Below are 18,453 nucleotides of genomic sequence, written 5' to 3' on the forward strand. Positions count from 1 at the left end.
AGGAGGCCCGCCCGGTCGCGGCAGCGACCGGGCGGGCCTCCTTCGTGTCCCGGGTACGGGCGGCGGTCAGCCCTTCTCGGCGACGGCCTTGGCGGCGGCGTCCTTCCGCCCGGTGATCCGCTGCTTGACGAGGGCGACGACGATGACGAGCGCCGCGACGAGCAGCGACAGCAGCACGGTCGTGCGCCCGTTGTTCTCGGTGTCGGTGAGCATGTAGCCGAGCACGAAGACGATGACGGCGGCGGCCACCCAGGTCAGGTACGGGAACAGCCACATCCGCACCACCAGCTTCTCCGGCGCCTCCGCCTCGATGATCCTGCGCATCCGCAGCTGCGAGAGGCAGATCACCAGCCACACGAAGAGGGCCACGGCGCCCGAGGAGTTGACGAGGAAGAGGAAGACGGAGTCCGGGAACTCGTAGTTGAAGAAGACGGCGACGAAGCCGAACACCACGGACACGAGGATCGCGGTCCGCGGCACGCCCTGCGAGGTCGTGCGGGCGAAGGCCTTCGGGGCGTCACCGCGCCGGCCGAGCGAGAAGGCCATGCGGGAGGCCGTGTAGAGCCCGGAGTTCAGGCAGGAGAGCACCGACGTCAGCACGATGAAGTTCATGATCTGACCGGCGTTCGCGATGCCGAGCGAGTCCAGGGCGGCCACGTACGAGCCCTTGTCGATGATCGACTGCGAGTCCCACGGCAGCAGCGCGACCACGACGAAGATGGAGCCCAGGTAGAAGACGCCGATACGCCAGATGATGCTGTTGGTCGCCTTGGTGACGGCGCGCTGCGGGTCCTCGGACTCACCGGCGGCCAGCGTGGGGATCTCGCTGCCCATGAAGGAGAAGACGACGAGCAGTACGCCGGTCAGGATCGCTCCCGCCCCGTTCGGCAGGAATCCGCCGTGCTCCGTCAGGTTGGACAGTCCGGCCTGGTCGGTGTCGGCGCCGGGCAGCAGCCCGAAGACGGCCAGCCCGCCGACGACGATGAAGGCGGCGATGGCGACGACCTTGATCCCGGCGAACCAGAACTCGAACTCGCCGTAGGAGCCGACGGAGACGAGGTTGGTGGCGGTCAGGACGACCATCACGATCAGGGCCCAGCCCCACTGGGGCACGGCCGGTATCCAGCCTTCGAGGATCACCGCCCCGGCGGTCGCCTCCACCGCCAGGACGACGACCCAGAAGAACCAGTAGAGCCAGCCGATGGTGAACCCGGCCCAGGGGCCGATCGCACGGTCGGCGTGCGCGGAGAAGGAGCCGGAGGTGGGGTTGGCGGCGGACATCTCCCCGAGCATCCGCATCACCAGCACCACGAGCGTGCCGACGAGGGCGTAGGAGAGGAGGATGCCGGGTCCCGCGGTGGCGATTCCCGAGCTGGAGCCGACGAAGAGTCCGGCTCCGATGACACCGCCGATGGCGATCATCGACAGATGGCGGTTCTTGAGCCCTGCCTGAAGCCCGGGCCCGGGTTCTCCGGGCCCCGCGGGCCCGTCCTCGGGCTTGGTCAAGGTCGGCTGCGAAGTCATGGGGGGAGGTCTTCCTTTGCGCCGGTCGTGCACTTTCCCGTACGAGCGGTGTACGAGCCGGACCAGTGAAACGGAGGTGAACAGATTGGGGAACCTCTGAATCCGGATCGTTACTTGAGCTTTGCCTGAGGTTCCATAGTTTCACTCGGCGATTTCAAGGCTGACACCCGACAGGGCCCTCCCCTAGGGCGCATGTCACACTCGTCGCATGCGCGTGTATCTCGGCTCGGACCATGCGGGCTTCGAACTCAAGAACCACCTCGTCGACTGGCTCAGGGCGGCGGGCCACGACCCCGTCGACTGCGGCCCGCACATCTACGACGCCCAGGACGACTACCCGCCCTTCTGCCTCCGTGCCGCCGAGCGGACGGCCGCGGAGCCCGGCGCCCTCGGCATCGTGATCGGCGGCTCCGGCAACGGCGAGCAGATCGCCGCGAACAAGGTGAAGGGCGTGCGCGCGGCGCTGGCCTGGAGCGAGGAGACGGCCGCTCTCGGCCGCCAGCACAACGACGCCAACGTCGTCGCGGTCGGCGCCCGCATGCACACGCAGGACGAGGCGACGAAGTTCGTCGAGACCTTCCTCGCCACCCCCTTCTCCGGCGACGAGCGCCACATCCGCCGCATCGACATGCTCGCGTCCTACGAGACCACGGGCGACCTCCCGCCGATCCCCGCACACCACCCGCAGCAGTAGCCCGGGGCGCCTCCGACGGTGCCGTACCCCGACGTGTGCGTCGGGGCGGGCACACCGGGGGCAAGACACCCCGCGCCGCCCGTGCGCCGCAAGGCGCGCCCGGGGTGCTGGAACCCGAGCGCCGGGGTGTCGGAACGCGCGCCCGGCCCTGTTGGAACGTGAGCCTCGGGGTGTCGGAAGGCGAGCCCGGGGTGCTGGAACCTGAGGCCTCGGGGTGCTGGAAGCCGAGCCCCGGGGTGCTGGAACCTGAGCCCCGGGGTGCTGGAACCTGAGCCCCGGGGTGCTGGAACCTGAGCCCCGGGGTGTGGGAACCCGGGCCCCCGGGGTGTGGGAACCCGGGCCCCCGGGGTGTGGGAACCCGGGCCCCCGGGGTGTGGGAACCCGGGCCCGGGGCACGTGCCCCAGGGGTGCAGGGGACGGAGTCCCCGCCGGGGGCCGGGGCGGAGCCCCGGGGTGAGTCCCGCCTCTCGACCGACCGAGTCGGGTGGGCGGGTGGGCAAGGCAAGGCAAGGAAAGGAACGAACACCGTGCCAGAGGGGCACACCATCCACCGGCTGGCCCAGGACTACGCCGCCGCCTTCGCCCGGACGGCAGTCCACGTCACCAGCCCCCAGGGCAAGTTCGCCGACTCCGCCGCCCTCCTCACCGGCACCCCCCTCGTCCGCACCGAGGCCCACGGCAAGCACCTCTTCCTCGGCTTCGGCGCCGCCGAGCCCGCCGAGCCCGCCGACTGGGTCCACATCCACCTCGGCCTCTTCGGCAAGGTCACCTTCGGCCCGGCCCCGGCGCCCCCGCCCACGGACACCGTCCGCCTCCGCCTCACGAACGACACCGCGTACGTCGACCTCCGCGGCCCCACCACCTGCGCCCTGATCACCGGCCCGGAGAAGCGGGCGATACACGACCGCCTCGGCCCCGACCCCCTGCGCCCGGACGCCGACCCGCAGGCCGCCTACCGCCGCGTCTCCCGCAGCCGCACCACCATCGCCGCCCTGCTCATGGACCAGAAGGTCATCGCCGGCGTCGGCAACGTCTACCGCGCCGAGGTCCTCTTCCGCCACGGCATCGACCCGTACCGCCCCGGCAAGGCCATCACCCCCGCCGAGTGGGACACCATCTGGCGCGACCTCACCGTCCTCATGCGCGAGGGCGTGCGGAACAACCGCATCGACACCGTCCGGCCCGAGCACACCCCCGAGGCCATGGGCCGCCCGCCCCGCGTCGACGACCACGGCGGCGAGGTCTACGTCTACCGCCGGGCCAACCTCTCCTGCCACCTGTGCGGCGACGCCATCCGCACCGCGGACCTCGCCGCCCGCAACCTCTTCTGGTGCCCCACCTGCCAGAAGCGGTAGGGCCGCGCCCTCAGAACCCGTACGGCAGCCACGGCACGACGGGCGACCCGAACCCCACCGACGCCTCCGTCAGCGCCCCGGGCCGCAGCTCCCGCACCCGCCCGGCCGCGGCCAGCGAGGCCAGGCTCACGCCCCCGAGGTAGGACGCGCCCAACTCCCGTACGGACAGGGCCAGATCCGCCGCGTCGGACGTACGCTCACAGGACGCGCCCTTGCCGTCGCCGCTCAGCCGCCAACGCCCCTCGTTCCAGGGGCAGAAGGCGTCCTCGACCTCGAACACCACGTCCACCGGCGCCTGGTAGGTCCGCGCCGCCAGCGCCGCCCCCACGTCCACCAGCCGCACGTACAGCGCGTCCCGCAGCGTCGGCCGGCACCGCCGGATGTCGGACACCTGGTACTGCCACGCCTCGTCGACCGGCCGCCCCCGCGCCGTCAGCGTCGAGGTCAGGTCGATGTCGAACAGGAAGCGCCACAGCGCCGCCTCGGTCGCCGCGTCCAGCCCCGCCAGCTCGTCCAGCACCACCGTGCCCTTGGGCCCCGCGGGCTCCCAGTCCGGCCGCACCCGGAACCGCGCGTACCCGGTGACCCCGCCGTCCCGCCGGGCGACCACACACTGCAGCGGCGAGGCACCCTCCCGGTCCTTCTCCGGATCGAGCAGCCCCAGCCGGTCCCAGCCCGGCAGCCGGGCCAGCATCCCGGGCCGCCCCGGCACCTGCCGCGCGTACACCGCCTCGCACGCGTCGAGCACGTCGGCGGGCGCCGCGTACGCGAGCCGTACGTCATCCGTGCCCGCCGGCACCGACAGCCCGACCCGGTCCGTGTCGATCTCCGCGTTGAGCTGGAAGGTCGCGGCGCCGTACCCGAACCGGCCGTAGATCGCCGGTTCGGAGGCGGTCAGTACGGCCAGCGGCTCGCCCCAGGACCGCACGTCGTCCAGCTGCCGCCGCATCATCGACGTGAGCACACCCCGCCGCCGGTGCGTGGCGGCGACGCTCACCATCGTCACGCCGGCCGCGGCCACCGCCGCACCGCCCGGCACGGTCAGCCGGAAGTCGAACGCCCCCGCCGTACCGACGCAGGCGTCGCCCTCCCACACGCCGATCGACCGCTCGACCCGCGTCAGCTCCCGGTACAGCGCCGTCTCCTCGGCGGATTCCGGAATCCCGCCGAAGGCACGGATCAGCGACCCGTACCAGATGTCCCATTCGTCACGCCGCAGCACCCGCGGCCCGGTCGTCATGTCGTCGCCGTCTGTTCCCGTGGAGCGTCCCATGCAGCATGCGTACCAGGGCGGTACGGAGACGAGCGAGACAATTTCCGCAGGGTTGCGGCGCGAAGGCCGTTCGTGAAGTTCACTGTGAAGTCGGGCCTCGGACGGGGGACAAGTGGGACCTCCCGTGCCAAGCGGCCGGTCCGATGGATAGGGTCCCGAACTAATGACAGCAGGACGACAGCGGCGCGCGGCGGCCGAGACGTTCACGGCCCGGTGGAAGAAGCAGTGGCACCGGGCCCGCGTCGGCGTGCGCCGATCCGCCGTCGACTACTTCCGCGGCGACGGCTCGGACTGGATCGCGCTCGCCGGACTGCTGCTCACGATCCCCGTCATCGCGGCCACCACGATGATGAACTCCGTGTGGTGCGCCCCCGCCGCGCTGGTCATCCCGATCGTCGCGGGCGGCCTCCTGCTGCGCCCGGCCAGCCTGCTCGGCCTCTACGCGGCGGCCGCCACGGCGCTGATCGTGGAGTCGGTGCAGCTCGGCCCGTACACCGAGGGCCCCTCCCGGGTCACCCCCGGCGTGGTCCTGACCGTCGCGGCCTGCGGTTTCTTCGGACTGCTCGTCGCCCAGTTCCGCAGCCGGGTCGGCGTGCCCTGGCGGCGCGGCGGCACCATGCTCTTCGACCTGCGCGAACGCATCCGCGTCCAGAGCAAGCTGCCCCAGCTGCCGACCGGCTGGCACCGCGAGATGGCACTGCGCCCGGCCGGCGGCCAGTCCTTCTCCGGCGACTTCGTCGTCGCCGCCCGCACCAACGGCGGCCGGACGCTCGAGGTGGTCCTCACCGACGTCTCCGGCAAGGGCATGGACGCGGCCTCCCGCGCCCTGCTGCTGTCGGGCGCCTTCGGCGGACTGCTGGGCAGCCTGCCCCCGCACGCCTTCCTGCCGGCCGCCAACGGCTATCTGCTGCGCCAGGACTGGGACGAGGGTTTCGCCACCTCCATCCACCTCGTCCTCGACCTCGACTCCGGCGACTACGAGCTGTACTCCGCCGGACATCCGCCGGGCCTCCAGCTCAGCGCCGGCACCGGCCGCTGGGAGGAGAAGTCGGCCGACGGACCGCTTCTCGGCGTGTACGACGGGGCGCAGTTCGACCAGGTGAAGGGCTCGCTGCGCCCGGGAGACGTACTGATGCTCTTCACGGACGGCCTGGTGGAGACCTCCGACCGGGACATCGCCGAGGGCATCGACCGGCTCACCGGCGAGGCCGACCGCTATGTCGCGGGCGGTTTCCACGGCGCCGCCTGGCATCTGATCGAAGCGGTGGCCAAGGACGTCAACGACGACCGGGCGCTCCTGCTGATCAGCCGGGAGGGCCTGGGCCCGGCGTCCCAGTCGGCGCCTACGGCGGCCGGCTGACACAGTGGACTCCGTGTCCCGCACCTCTTCACCCACACCGCCCCCGCCCGCCTCGCGGCTCACGCCGGCCGAGGTCGAGGCCACCGCCCGCGCCGCCCATGCCGGACAGACCGACAAGGCGGGCCGGCCGTACGCCGAACATCTGCGGGCCGTCGCCGAGGGCGTTCGGCGGCGCGGCGGGGACGACGAGCAGATCGCGGCGGCCTGGCTGCACGACGCCGTCGAGGACGACGCGCTCTCCGAGCGATGGCTGCGCGAGGCCGCGCTGAGCCGCCGTACCAAGGACATCGTCCTCGCCCTCACCAGGCGGCCGGGCGAGGCGCCCGAGGCGTACGCGGCACGGATCCTGGCCACGCCCGGCGCGGCCCTGGTCAAGGCGGCGGACCTGGCGCACAACGCCGACCCGGCGCGCCTCGCGGTCCTCGACGAGGCCACCCGCACGCGGCTGACCGAGAAGTACACGCGGATGCGCGCACTTCTCGGTCTGGCCGAACCGGGTGCCCGAGGCGGGGGCGGAACGGGCCTCGGGAACCGTCGCTAGACGGAGACCTTCTCGCCGGCCCTGGTCGGCGCGGTCGCCTCGCGCGCGTCGGCCGGCCCGGTCTTCTTCTCCTGCTCCCTGCGTCCCCGGGCGGCCGCACCCGGATCGCGCTTGAACGCCCAGTCCATCCGGGGCTCCACGACGAACCGCAGGGCCCGTTGGACCGGCTTGGTGCAGAACAGGGTGACGACGGTGGCGCCGAGGACGGTGAGGCCGATCTCGCCGAGCGGCTGGTCGAGCAGGGGCTGCTTGAACCAGTCCGTGTAGGTGCCCTCCTTCACCAGGAGGCCGTGCAGCAGGTAGCCGTAGATCGTGCCCGCGCCGAGCGCCGTGAACCACATGCGGCGCCCCGGCACCCAGGCGAAGAAGCAGGCGGTCAGCACGACCGAGCAGCCGAAGAGCGCGAGGGTGACGATCGCACCGGACCACCAGGGCAGGCCCGTGTCCGTCATCGCTTCGTTGCGGTAGAACCAGCCGGTCTCCATGCGCGGCACCGACCACCAGGCGACGACGACGGCCGCCGCGACGACCGGCACGGCCGCGATCCGCGCCGAACGGCGGCGCACCAGCCGGAAGTGCTCGGGGCGCAGCACGAGGCCCAGCACGAAGCAGGGCAGGAACTGGAGCACCCGCTGCATGTTCAGGTCGTTGCCCACGCTGGGCGTCACGGACGCCGCCGCGGCGATGGCGAGCGCGATCGGCAGCGGCCAGCGCACCGTCTGCCAGATCGGCGTGGTCAGTCGCCAGACGAACAGCGCGCACAGGAACCACAGGAGGTAGGTGGGGTCCAGCAGGCTGAAGTCGCTCTGCGGGTCCTCGCTGAAGCGGCGGTGCAGCGTGTACACGACCTCGAACACCAGGTACGGGACGGCGACACCGGTGATCAGCCGCTTGACCCGCTTGGGGCTCAGGTCGAAACTGCGCGAGAAATAGCCGGAGATGACGATGAACGCCGGCATGTGGAACGTGTACAGGACCCGGTAGAGGGTCTCCACGGTCCGGTTCCCGTCCAGGATCTGTCCCCAGGCGTGACCGATGCCGACCAGCACGATCGCCAGGTACTTGGCGTTGTCGAAGAACGCGTCGCGTTGGCGGCCCGGCTGGGGACGCTGGGTCTGCTCGTCCGGAGGGGACGGCGTTTTCCGGTCACCGTGCGATCGCAGCGAGCTCGTCATGCAACCCCCCGCCGGAAAATCGGCGAGTCGTCACAGGACCTCGCTGCTCTGGTGGGGGACGGGGCAGCGTAGAACATCTGAGGCACCCTAGCGTTCTCCAAGTGATTCCGTAAAACCCTCGACGTCATTCCTGCATTCGGCTCCCGCGTGCCTGTCGGGTACCCCGCATTTCACGGAACTCGCTGCCTCCGTTCGCGTGACGGCCCCCACATCGACGGGTAGTCCGTGCGGGGACAGGGTGCGTCGAAGCATCCCACTTGTCATGACTCATCATGACTAAGCACCGCATAAGACCGGCGGGCGACTCTGCTGGAATGTCCCCTTCAATGCGCTTACGGGGCCCGTGGGTGATCCTGTGATCTCCCTGTGATGGGGCCGAGGCTGTGGCCGTCGCGAAAATTCGAAATATCTGCGAACGCGATGTGTGTGTATGGAAACGAACTGTCTGGAATTCCCCGTACGGGTGACGTGTCGAATTCACGTGCGGGGTGTGATCATTGAGTGAGTCGGGCCCGCGCGGGGCAGCGGGTCACCCGGGAGCCGGCCGGACGATGTGTCACCCGCCGCATAGCGGGGCCCGGTTGGTGGCACGATGGTTCTGGCGGGGGTGTGCGGTGCGGCACCTCCGGGCCGGGAGAGCGGACCGACCGAGGGTGTGATCAGTTGTGGCCATTTCGCTGTCAGTGGTGCTGCTGTTGGCAATCATCCTGGTGGTGCTGCTCCGGGGAGGCTCCATCAAGGCGGGGCCGGCGATCGTCGCCGTCCTCTTCGGCTTCTTCCTGGCCTCGACCGGCATGGCCGACGACATCCAGCGGTTCCTGAACTCGATAGCGGACACGATCAACTCGATCCAGTTCTAGGGAACCGCCCCCGGACCCGACCCGGCAGAAGCAGGCCGGGAAGGGTCAGGAGGGCTGTCGCCGCCGCTGCCGCGCCACGAACACGGCCGCGACGACCGAGAGGCCCAGGAAGAACAGGGCGAACCCGCCCGACATCACTGCCAGTACGGCTGCCCCGCCGCCCCCGGTGTCGGTCTCACGGGCGACCACGTGCGGATCGTCCGCCCGGTACCGGACGGTCAGTGAGCTGCCTGCGGAACTCTTGCCGCCGCCGCTGCCCACGGGCAGATCCGCCACCACGGTCCGCCCGCCGGCCTCGAACTCGACCCGGCACTTGCCCGCCATGCACGCGCCGTCGGTATGCAGCGTCGCGCGCGCCCGCACCCCGTCCTGGAGCGAGCGCAGGTGCTGGGCCGCCGGAAGCATCACCAGCGCCGACAGTGCGCCCAGCAGCAGCGCGAGCACCAGCGACACCAGGGAGGACGTGAGCGGCCGCGGGCTGCCGTCCCACCGGCGCGCGCCGGTGTCGCCCGCGTTCGACATGGCGTCCAGGGCTCTCACCATCCGTTTCGTCCGACAGGTCCGAGCGCGACCCCGGGAACGGCTCAGGGCCGGGTCGGAGGAGTGATCCTCCGACCCGGCCCTGAGCCGTGTGGAGCGGGCGACGGGAATCGAACCCGCGTAGCTAGTTTGGAAGACTAGGGCTCTACCATTGAGCTACGCCCGCACAGCGCGCGCCGCAGGTCGGTGACCGCGGCACTGAAGGCATCGTAGCGGGTCGTTCCCCCTCACCGCACACCCCTTCCGGTCCGCGCCGGTCCGCATCGGACGCACCGGAAACTCTGCGGTGCCCGGCGCCCGGCGGCATGTACCCTACGTGTCGCACCAGACGGGGTGTGGCGCAGCTTGGTAGCGCGTCCGCTTTGGGAGCGGAAGGCCGTGGGTTCAAATCCCGCCACCCCGACCACCTCGGCCGATCACCTGAGGATCCCCCGCGTACGAGCGCCGGTGATCGCCTTTTGGGCCGTGTAGTCGCTGCCGTTACTATGCAAGCTGCACGCCCGTGTGTCTCAGCGTCTGAAGTCTCCGGGCGGCGAAATTTGCCGGATGCCGCTCTGGCTCCGGCAAAACCCAAGAAGTCAGCCACCAAGGAGACCGAACCGTGAAGAGCGCCGTGGAGACCCTGAACCCGACCCGGGTTCGGCTCACTGTCGAGGTGCCCTTCGAGGAGCTCAAGGACAGCCTCGACGCGGCGTACAAGAAGATCAACCAGCAGGTCACGGTGAAGGGCTTCCGCAAGGGCAAGATCCCGGCCCGGGTCATCGACCAGCGGTTCGGCCGCGGTGCGGTGCTGGAGGAGGCGGTCAACGACGCGCTTCCCAAGTTCTACACCGACGCGGTCAACGAGGCCGAGCTGAACCCGCTCGGCCAGCCCGAGGTCGACATCACGGAGCTGAAGGACGGCGAGACGCTGAACTTCACCGCCGAGGTCGACATCCGTCCGACCGTCGAGATCCCGGACTACTCCGGCATCGAGGTGGAGGTCGACGCCGTCGACGTCTCCGACGACGACGTCGAGAAGTCGGTGGAGCAGCTGCGTGAGCGCTTCGCCTCCACCTCCCCGGTCGAGCGTGCCGCCGCCGAGGGCGACGTGGTCACCCTCGACCTGCGGGCCGAGGTCGACGGCGAGGTCCTGGAGGACGGCGTCGCCGACGGCGTCTCCTACACGATCGGCTCCGGCGAGCTGCTGGAAGGCATCGACGACGCCGTGACGGGCCTGGAGGCCGGTGGCGAGACCACCTTCACCTCCGAGCTCAAGGGCGGCTCGGGGGCCGGCAAGGAGGCCCAGGTGACCGTCAAGGTCAGCCAGGTCGCCGCGCGTGAGCTGCCCGAGCTGGACGACGACTTCGCGCAGCTCGCGTCGGAGTTCGACACGCTGGAGGAGCTGCGCGCCGACAGCCGCAAGCGCCTCGCCAACATGAAGCAGTACGACCAGGCCACGCAGGCCCAGGAGCGCGTGCTGGACAAGCTGCTCGAACTGGTCGAGGTCCCCGTCCCCGAGAAGCTCCTCGAGGACGAGGTCAACACCCGTAAGCACAACCTCGAGCACCACCAGCTCGGCCAGATGGGTCTCGACCTGGAGAAGTACCTGGAGCTCCAGGGCAAGACCGCCGAGGAGTTCGAGACCGAGACCCGTGAGGCCGCGGTCAAGGGCATCAAGACCCAGTTCGTCCTCGACGAGCTGGTCAAGCAGGAGAAGCTCAACGTCAGCCAGGAAGAGCTGACCGAGCACCTCATGCGCCGTGCCGCCTCCTCCGGCATGTCCCCCGACCAGTTCGCCCAGGCCGTCGTCGAGCAGGGCCAGGTCCCGCTCCTCGTCGGCGAGGTCGCCCGCGGCAAGGCCCTGGCCGCCGTGGTCGAGAAGGCCACGGTCAAGGACACCAACGGCGAGATCGTCGACCTGGACGACGAGGAGGACGAGACGGAGGCCGCCGAGGCCGCCGCCGAGCCCACCGAGTCGGGTGACGAGAAGGCCGAGGAGAAGACCGAGGGCTGACCCTCGCGTCTTTGCCGACGGACGTGAAAAGGGCCCCGGACGATCAGTTCCGGGGCCCTTTCGCCGTACGGCCGGACAGCCCCCTCAGGGGCGCGGGGAACTGCGCGAACAACCACGACGCACCCGCACCCGGCGACCGACAGGACCCGCCACGGCGCTACGCCCCCGGCGAACACCCGCGGAACCGGGATGGCGCCGCAGGCCCACCGCGTTAGGGTCCATGAATACGAGGGCAGGGGAGTCCCCGAAAGCGGCTCCAGCCCCGCAGGGAAACGTGAGACGGCCCGGCGCCGTCGTAAGACGAGCAGGTGGATACGTGACGAATCTGATGCCCTCAGCCGCCGGCGAGCCCTCGATCGGTGGTGGCCTCGGCGACCAGGTCTACAACCGGCTGCTCGGCGAGCGGATCATCTTCCTCGGCCAGCCGGTCGACGACGACATTGCCAACAAGATCACCGCACAGCTGCTGCTCCTTGCCGCCGACCCGGACAAGGACATCTTCCTGTACATCAACAGCCCGGGCGGTTCGATCACGGCCGGCATGGCGATCTACGACACCATGCAGTTCATCAAGAACGACGTGGTGACGATCGCGATGGGCCTCGCCGCCTCCATGGGGCAGTTCCTGCTCAGCGCGGGCACCCCGGGCAAGCGCTTCGCGCTCCCGAACGCCGAGATCCTGATCCACCAGCCGTCCGCCGGCCTCGCCGGTTCGGCCTCGGACATCAAGATCCACGCCGAGCGGCTGCTGCACACCAAGAAGCGCATGGCGGAGCTGACCTCGCAGCACACCGGCCAGTCGGTCGAGCAGATCACCCGCGACTCGGACCGCGACCGCTGGTTCGACGCCTTCGAGGCCAAGGAGTACGGCCTCATCGACGACGTGATCCCCACCGCCGCCGGCATGCCGGGCGGCGGCGGCACGGGCGCCTGAGCCATCCCCCGCCCCGAGCCGACCGCCTCAGCCCCTTTACAGGAGACACTGTGAACGACTTCCCCGGCAGCGGCCTGTACGACCGCTCGCGTGCCGAGTACACCGGCCCGTCCGCCGAGTCCCGCTACGTGATCCCGCGCTTCGTCGAGCGCACCTCGCAGGGCGTGCGTGAGTACGACCCGTACGCGAAGCTCTTCGAGGAGCGCGTGATCTTCCTCGGCGTCCAGATCGACGACGCCTCCGCCAACGACGTCATGGCGCAGCTGCTGTGCCTGGAGTCGATGGACCCCGACCGGGACATCTCGGTCTACATCAACAGCCCCGGCGGCTCCTTCACGGCGCTCACGGCCATCTACGACACGATGCAGTACGTGAAGCCGGACATCCAGACGGTCTGCATGGGCCAGGCCGCCTCCGCCGCCGCCGTCCTGCTGGCCGCCGGCACCCCGGGCAAGCGCATGGCGCTTCCGAACGCCCGCGTGCTGATCCACCAGCCCTACAGCGAGACCGGCCGCGGTCAGGTCTCCGACCTGGAGATCGCCGCCAACGAGATCCTCCGGATGCGCTCGCAGCTGGAGGAGATGCTGGCCAAGCACTCCACCACGCCGGTCGAGAAGATCCGCGAGGACATCGAGCGCGACAAGATCCTCACGGCCGAGGACGCGCTGAGCTACGGCCTGATCGACCAGATCATCACCACCCGGAAGATGGACAACTCCTCTCTCCGCTAGGCGGGAGGCTGTATCGTCTGCCGCTCCTTGGCACGGTTTGACGCGATTCACGTCAAAGCGAACCGTGCCAAGGGGGGCCCGGACGGGGGGCCGGGCAAGGTACCGTCGGACATAAGGCAGCACCAGGAGTCCGCTGCACGTCGACGTCAGGTCGACGTCCAGGAGTCTCCCAGGCGAAGGGGAAGCACACCGTGGCACGCATCGGTGACGGCGGCGATCTGCTCAAGTGCTCGTTCTGCGGCAAGAGCCAGAAGCAGGTCAAGAAGCTCATCGCAGGGCCCGGTGTCTACATCTGCGACGAGTGCATCGATCTCTGCAACGAGATCATCGAGGAAGAGCTCGCGGAGACCAGCGAGGTGCGCTGGGAGGAGCTCCCGAAGCCCCGCGAGATCTACGAGTTCCTCGAGGGCTACGTGGTCGGCCAGGAGGCGGCCAAGAAGGCCCTCTCCGTCGCGGTGTACAACCACTACAAGCGGGTCCAGGCCGGCGAGAACGGCGGCGCCCAAGGCCGCGAGGACGCCATCGAGTTGGCCAAGTCCAACATCCTCCTGCTGGGCCCCACGGGCTCCGGCAAGACCCTCCTCGCGCAGACCCTGGCGCGCATGCTGAACGTCCCCTTCGCGATCGCCGACGCCACGGCGCTCACCGAGGCGGGGTACGTCGGCGAGGACGTCGAGAACATCCTGCTGAAGCTGATCCAGGCCGCCGACTACGACGTCAAGAAGGCCGAGACCGGGATCATCTACATCGACGAGATCGACAAGGTCGCGCGGAAGAGTGAGAACCCCTCCATCACGCGCGACGTGTCGGGCGAGGGCGTCCAGCAGGCCCTGTTGAAGATCCTGGAGGGCACCACGGCCTCCGTCCCGCCGCAGGGCGGCCGCAAGCACCCGCACCAGGAGTTCATCCAGATCGACACGACGAACGTCCTGTTCATCGTGGGCGGTGCCTTCGCCGGCCTGGAGAAGATCATCGAGGGCCGGGCGGGTGCCAAGGGCATCGGCTTCGGCGCGCAGATCCGCTCCAAGCGGGAGATCGAGTCCAAGGACCAGTTCGAGCAGGTCATGCCTGAGGACCTGGTCAAGTTCGGCATGATCCCCGAGTTCATCGGCCGGCTCCCGGTCATCACCTCGGTCCACAACCTCGACCGCGAGGCCCTGCTCCAGATCCTGGTCGAGCCGCGCAACGCGCTCGTCAAGCAGTACGAGCGCCTCTTCGAACTCGACGGTGTGGAGCTGGACTTCGAGCGCGAGGCCCTGGAGGCCATCGCCGACCAGGCCATCCTCCGCCAGACCGGCGCCCGCGGCCTGCGCGCCATCATGGAGGAGGTCCTCCAGGGCGTGATGTACGAGGTCCCGTCCCGCAAGGACGTCGCCCGCGTCGTCATCACCGCCGACGTGGTCCTCTCCAACGTCAACCCGACGCTGATCCCCCGGGATTCGCGCGGACGCGGCTCGGGCGAGCAGAAGACGGCGTAACCGCCGCACGTACGACGCACACCGAAGGGGCCCCGGTCGATTCCCGACCGGGGCCCCTTCGGCTGTCGGCCCGCTCAGGCCTTGACGCGGATCTCCTTGCGGAGCTTGGTGGTGATGTCCACCGCGACGTCCTTCGTGATGCCCTTGGTGGCGTCACCCGGGGAGACGACCGCAGCGGTGCTGTAGTCGGCCCACGCGCAGATCCAGTCGGTCTTCTCCTTCTTGGTCAGCTGATTGGTGCCCTCGACCCCCTGGCACTTCATGACCGCCCCGTCGATGTCGACCGACTCGGGCTCACCGACCACCTTGCCGCCGGTGCCGCTGCCCGACGAAGAGCTCTTCTCCGACTGCTTCTTGAACTCCGCGAAGAACTTGTCGAGCGTCGCGTCGGGGTCGGAGATCTTCCCGTAGCCGCCGATGAAGGTGATGCCCTTGGCCGTCGCCATCTCACTCGGGTCGGGCGCGGTCGACGGGTCCGAGGGGTCGTAGTCGCTCAGGTCCGCGGTGGAGTAGAACCCGGTCACACCCTTGCCGTCCTCGATCCCCGTCTCGGCGAGGTCCTTCGCGTCGCTCTCCGAGGAGGACGCCGATTCGTCACCGGCACGGGTGTAGTCGCCCAGGACCTTGGCCGGCGTCGTCAGCTTGTGCGCGCCGTCGTCCTCCAGACCGCCCGCGCCGCCGCCCCCGCCCAGCACGAAGTACGCGCCCACGCCGATGGCCGCCACGACCGCCACCGCGCCGATGATCAGGCCGGTCTTCTTCTTGCCGCCGCCCGGCGCCGGGGGCTGGGGCATGCCGTAGGGCTGCTGGCCGTAGGGCGGCTGCTGGCCGTACGGGGGCTGCTGGCCGTAGGGAGGGGCCTGCGGCGGGACGCCGCCCTGCGGCTGCTGCTGGGGGTAGCCGTAGCCCGGCTGCGGGGGAGGGGTCTGCTGGGGGTAGCCGTAGCCGGGCTGGGGGGCCTGCGGCGGCTGCTGGCCGTACGGGCCCGGCTGGCCGTACGGACCGGGCTGCTGGGGCTGCCCGCCGTACGGGCCCGGCTGGTTGTGAGACATTCCTGGGTTCCCCTCCAGATGCTTACGTGATGCTGACATCCTGACTCAGACCTGGCGTGCGCAGGTCACCGGGGGGCGCACCGTTACAAAGGAAACGCGTTTCGGGACACGGCCGTGACGCCCTTAAACTGACCCCCGTGACCGAGAACTCTCAGCAGCCGCAGCCAGCCCCCAGCACCGAACTGCCGACCCAGTACGCGCCGGCCGAGGTAGAGGAGCAGCTGTACGAGCGCTGGGTGGAACGGGGCTACTTCGAGGCCGACGCCAAGAGCGAGAAGCCTCCGTACACCGTCGTCATCCCCCCGCCGAACGTCACCGGCAGCCTGCACCTCGGGCACGCCTTCGAGCACACGCTCATCGACGCCCTGACCCGCCGCAAGCGCATGCAGGGGTACGAGACGCTGTGGCAGCCCGGCATGGACCACGCCGGCATCGCCACGCAGAACGTCGTCGAGCGGGAGCTGGCCAAGGAGGGCAAGTCCCGGCACGACCTGGGCCGTGAGGCGTTCGTCGAGCGCGTCTGGCAGTGGAAGGGCGAGTCCGGCGGCCAGATCAGCGGGCAGATGCGCCGCCTCGGCGACGCCGTCGACTGGTCCCGTGAGCGCTTCACGATGGACGAGGGCCTCTCGCAGGCCGTCCAGACCATCTTCAAGCGGCTCTACGACGACGAGCTGATCTACCGCGCCGAGCGCATCATCAACTGGTGCCCCCGCTGCCTGACCGCGATCTCCGACATCGAGGTCGAGTACCAGGACGACGACGGCGAGCTGGTCTCCATGAAGTACGGGGAGGGGGACGACACCATCGTCGTCGCCACCACCCGCGCGGAGACGATGCTCGGTGACACGGCCGTCGCCGTCCACCCCGAGGACGAGCGGTACAAGCACCTGATCGGCAAGCTCATCAAGCTGCCGCTCACCGACCGCTCGATCCCCGTCGTCGCCGACGAGCACGTCGACCCCGAGTTCGGCACCGGCGCCGTCAAGGTGACGCCCGCCCACGACCCGAACGACTTCGAGATCGGCCGGCGCCACGACCTGCCCGCCATCGCGGTCATGGACGAGCACGCCGTCATCACCGCCCACGGCCCCTTCCAGGGCCTGGACCGTCTCGAGGCCCGCTCCGCCATCGTCGCCGCGCTGCGCGCCGACGGCCGGATCGTCGCCGAGAAGCGGCCCTACGTCCACAGCGTCGGCCACTGCTCGCGCTGCAAGACCACCATCGAGCCGCGCCTGTCCATGCAGTGGTGGGTCAAGGTCGGCCCGCTGGCCAAGGCGGCCGGCGACGCCGTCCGCGACGGCAAGGTCAAGATCCACCCGCAGGAGATGGAGAAGCGGTACTTCGACTGGGTCGACAACCTCCACGACTGGTGCATCTCGCGCCAGCTGTGGTGGGGCCACCGCATCCCCGTCTGGTACGGGCCGAACGGCGAGGTCGTCTGCGTCGGTCCCGACGACGAGGCGCCGACCGGCGAGGGCTGGACGCAGGACAGCGACGTGCTCGACACGTGGTTCTCCTCCGGCCTGTGGCCGTTCTCCACGCTCGGCTGGCCGGAGCAGACCGAGTCGCTCGCGAAGTTCTACCCGAACTCCGTCCTGGTCACCGGCTACGACATCCTCTTCTTCTGGGTCGCCCGGATGATGATGTTCGGCCTCTACGCGATGGACGGCACCCCGCCGTTCCACACCATCGCCCTGCACGGCATGGTCCGTGACCAGAACGGCAAGAAGATGTCGAAGTCCTTCGGGAACGTCGTCAACCCGCTGGACTGGATGGACAAGTACGGCTCCGACGCGCTCCGCTTCACCCTCGCGCGCGGCGCCAACCCGGGCACCGACGTCCCGATCGGCGAGGACTGGGTCCAGGGCTCCCGGAACTTCGCCAACAAGATCTGGAACGCCACCCGCTTCGCGCTGATGAACGGCGCGACGGTCGAGGGCCCGCTGCCGGACGCGAGCGCCATGTCCTCGACCGACCGGTGGATCCTCTCCCGCCTCAACACGATCGTCGCCGAGGTCGACGCGTTCTACGAGGACTACCAGTTCGCGAAGCTCTCCGACGCCCTGTTCCACTTCGCCTGGGACGAGGTCTTCGACTGGTACGTCGAGCTGTCCAAGACCACCTTCCAGGCCGGCGGCGAGGGGGCCGAGGTCTCCAAGCGCGTCCTGGGCGAGGTCCTGGACGTCACGCTGCGCCTCCTCCACCCGGTCGTCCCCTTCGTCACGGAGACCCTGTGGACCACCCTCACGGGCGGTGAGTCCGTCGTGATCGCCGAGTGGCCGACCGACTCCGGATTCCGGGACGCCGGCGCCGAGCGGGAGATCGAGACCGTCCAGTCGGTGATCACCGAGGTCCGCCGCTTCCGCGCCGACCAGGGCCTCCAGCCCGGCCAGCGGGTCCCGGCCCGGCTGACGCTCGCGGGCAGCCCCCTCGCGGCCCACGAGGCGGCCGTCCGCCAGCTGCTGCGCCTCCAGCCGGAGGGCGACGCCTTCACCGCGACGGCCACGCTCCCGGTCGCGGGCGTCGAGGTCTCCCTCGACCTCTCCGGCGTGATCGACTTCGCAGCCGAGCGCAAGCGGCTCGCGAAGGACCTCGCCGCCGCCGAGAAGGAGAAGGCCCAGGCCACCGCCAAGCTCGGCAACGAGGCGTTCCTCGCCAAGGCCCCGGACAACGTGGTCGACAAGATCCGCGGCCGCCTCACCAAGGCGGACGAGGACATCACCCGCATCCAGTCCCAGCTGGAGAAGCTCCCGCAGGCGTAACGCCGTAGGTCGATGAGGGCTCCCGGCGCATACAAGCGCCGGGAGCCTTCGCGCCCCTCAGGGGCGCGGGGCTGTATCGATGTGCGGCTCCGCCGCGTGGGCGCGACAAGCCACGACGGGCCGTCCCACGCCACGGGACCTCAGCCACCCCGCCGCGGGCGACCTCCGTAGACTGGTC

The 18,453-nt window shown here is 70.0% G+C and carries 15 protein-coding genes and 2 tRNA genes; 11 read left to right on the forward strand and 6 right to left on the reverse strand.

Annotation, left to right across the window (positions count from 1 at the left end):
* Positions 1-66: 66 nt before the first annotated feature.
* Positions 67-1,524, reverse strand: coding sequence for an amino acid permease (locus ACGF3J_RS02100; RefSeq protein WP_161328439.1), 1,458 nt, complete (start codon positions 1,522-1,524; stop codon positions 67-69).
* A gap of 208 nt (positions 1,525-1,732) precedes the next feature.
* Here ACGF3J_RS02100 and ACGF3J_RS02105 point away from each other — a divergent pair, with 208 nt between their 5' ends.
* Together ACGF3J_RS02105 and ACGF3J_RS02110 are read left to right on the forward strand one after the other, a co-directional pair.
* Positions 1,733-2,218 (forward strand): ribose-5-phosphate isomerase, encoded by a 486-nt coding sequence (locus ACGF3J_RS02105; protein WP_386931489.1) that lies wholly within the window; start codon positions 1,733-1,735, stop codon positions 2,216-2,218.
* 527 nt (positions 2,219-2,745) lie between these two features.
* Positions 2,746-3,573 (forward strand): Fpg/Nei family DNA glycosylase, encoded by an 828-nt coding sequence (locus tag ACGF3J_RS02110; protein WP_393853398.1) that lies wholly within the window; start codon positions 2,746-2,748, stop codon positions 3,571-3,573.
* 10 nt (positions 3,574-3,583) lie between these two features.
* On the opposite strand, the gene ACGF3J_RS02115 is transcribed toward ACGF3J_RS02110, so the two are convergent.
* Positions 3,584-4,813: a GNAT family N-acetyltransferase gene (locus tag ACGF3J_RS02115; protein WP_393853457.1), complete on the reverse strand. Its 1,230-nt coding sequence runs from the start codon at positions 4,811-4,813 to the stop codon at positions 3,584-3,586.
* Between the two features lie 196 nt (positions 4,814-5,009).
* On the opposite strand from ACGF3J_RS02115, the gene ACGF3J_RS02120 reads away from it, so the two are divergent.
* Entirely contained in the window at positions 5,010-6,206 is a 1,197-nt protein-coding gene (locus tag ACGF3J_RS02120; RefSeq protein ID WP_161330002.1) for a PP2C family protein-serine/threonine phosphatase, read from the forward strand.
* A gap of 13 nt (positions 6,207-6,219) precedes the next feature.
* On the forward strand, positions 6,220-6,747 hold the full coding sequence (locus tag ACGF3J_RS02125) for an HD domain-containing protein (protein ID WP_393853399.1): 528 nt from the start codon (positions 6,220-6,222) through the stop codon (positions 6,745-6,747).
* On the opposite strand, the gene ACGF3J_RS02130 is transcribed toward ACGF3J_RS02125, so the two are convergent.
* On the reverse strand, positions 6,744-7,922 hold the full coding sequence (locus tag ACGF3J_RS02130; protein WP_393853400.1) for an acyltransferase family protein: 1,179 nt from the start codon (positions 7,920-7,922) through the stop codon (positions 6,744-6,746). The two genes, ACGF3J_RS02125 and ACGF3J_RS02130, sit on opposite strands and share 4 nt — an antisense overlap.
* 665 nt (positions 7,923-8,587) lie before the next feature.
* Here ACGF3J_RS02130 and ACGF3J_RS02135 point away from each other — a divergent pair.
* Entirely contained in the window at positions 8,588-8,782 is a 195-nt protein-coding gene (locus ACGF3J_RS02135) for a hypothetical protein (protein WP_053130833.1), read from the forward strand.
* 45 nt (positions 8,783-8,827) lie between these two features.
* Here the strand turns inward: ACGF3J_RS02135 and ACGF3J_RS02140 are convergent, their stop codons facing one another.
* Together ACGF3J_RS02140 and ACGF3J_RS02145 are read right to left on the reverse strand one after the other, a co-directional pair.
* The gene (locus tag ACGF3J_RS02140; protein WP_346346170.1) at positions 8,828-9,325 is read right to left on the reverse strand and encodes a hypothetical protein; all 498 of its coding nucleotides are present in this window, start codon (positions 9,323-9,325) and stop codon (positions 8,828-8,830) included.
* A gap of 89 nt (positions 9,326-9,414) precedes the next feature.
* Positions 9,415-9,488: transfer RNA gene (locus tag ACGF3J_RS02145), tRNA-Gly, on the reverse strand.
* A 163-nt stretch (positions 9,489-9,651) separates the two neighbouring features.
* Here ACGF3J_RS02145 and ACGF3J_RS02150 point away from each other — a divergent pair.
* The 5 genes from ACGF3J_RS02150 to clpX all read left to right on the forward strand — a co-directional run bounded on the left by ACGF3J_RS02150 (position 9,652) and on the right by clpX (position 14,461).
* A tRNA-Pro gene (locus ACGF3J_RS02150) sits at positions 9,652-9,728 on the forward strand.
* A 195-nt stretch (positions 9,729-9,923) separates the two neighbouring features.
* A complete protein-coding gene (gene tig, locus ACGF3J_RS02155) occupies positions 9,924-11,318 on the forward strand; it encodes a trigger factor (protein WP_161330006.1) in 1,395 nt (464 codons plus the stop codon).
* A 328-nt stretch (positions 11,319-11,646) separates the two neighbouring features.
* The gene (locus ACGF3J_RS02160; protein WP_064731751.1) at positions 11,647-12,252 is read left to right on the forward strand and encodes an ATP-dependent Clp protease proteolytic subunit; all 606 of its coding nucleotides are present in this window, start codon (positions 11,647-11,649) and stop codon (positions 12,250-12,252) included.
* A gap of 50 nt (positions 12,253-12,302) precedes the next feature.
* Positions 12,303-12,983, forward strand: coding sequence for an ATP-dependent Clp protease proteolytic subunit (locus ACGF3J_RS02165; RefSeq protein WP_122620117.1), 681 nt, complete (start codon positions 12,303-12,305; stop codon positions 12,981-12,983).
* Between the two features lie 191 nt (positions 12,984-13,174).
* Positions 13,175-14,461 (forward strand): ATP-dependent Clp protease ATP-binding subunit ClpX, encoded by a 1,287-nt coding sequence (clpX, locus tag ACGF3J_RS02170; protein WP_122620118.1) that lies wholly within the window; start codon positions 13,175-13,177, stop codon positions 14,459-14,461.
* A gap of 74 nt (positions 14,462-14,535) precedes the next feature.
* Here the strand turns inward: clpX and ACGF3J_RS02175 are convergent, their stop codons facing one another.
* Complete coding sequence (locus ACGF3J_RS02175; RefSeq protein ID WP_161330946.1) at positions 14,536-15,513, reverse strand: hypothetical protein; 978 nt, start codon at positions 15,511-15,513, stop codon at positions 14,536-14,538.
* Positions 15,514-15,650: 137 nt separating this feature from the next.
* On the opposite strand from ACGF3J_RS02175, the gene ACGF3J_RS02180 reads away from it, so the two are divergent.
* Positions 15,651-18,275: a valine--tRNA ligase gene (locus tag ACGF3J_RS02180; protein WP_393853401.1), complete on the forward strand. Its 2,625-nt coding sequence runs from the start codon at positions 15,651-15,653 to the stop codon at positions 18,273-18,275.
* Positions 18,276-18,453: the final 178 nt, after the last annotated feature.

This window comes from Streptomyces sp. NPDC048171 (genome assembly GCF_043202655.1).
Classification (GTDB): Bacteria; Actinomycetota; Actinomycetes; order Streptomycetales; family Streptomycetaceae; genus Streptomyces.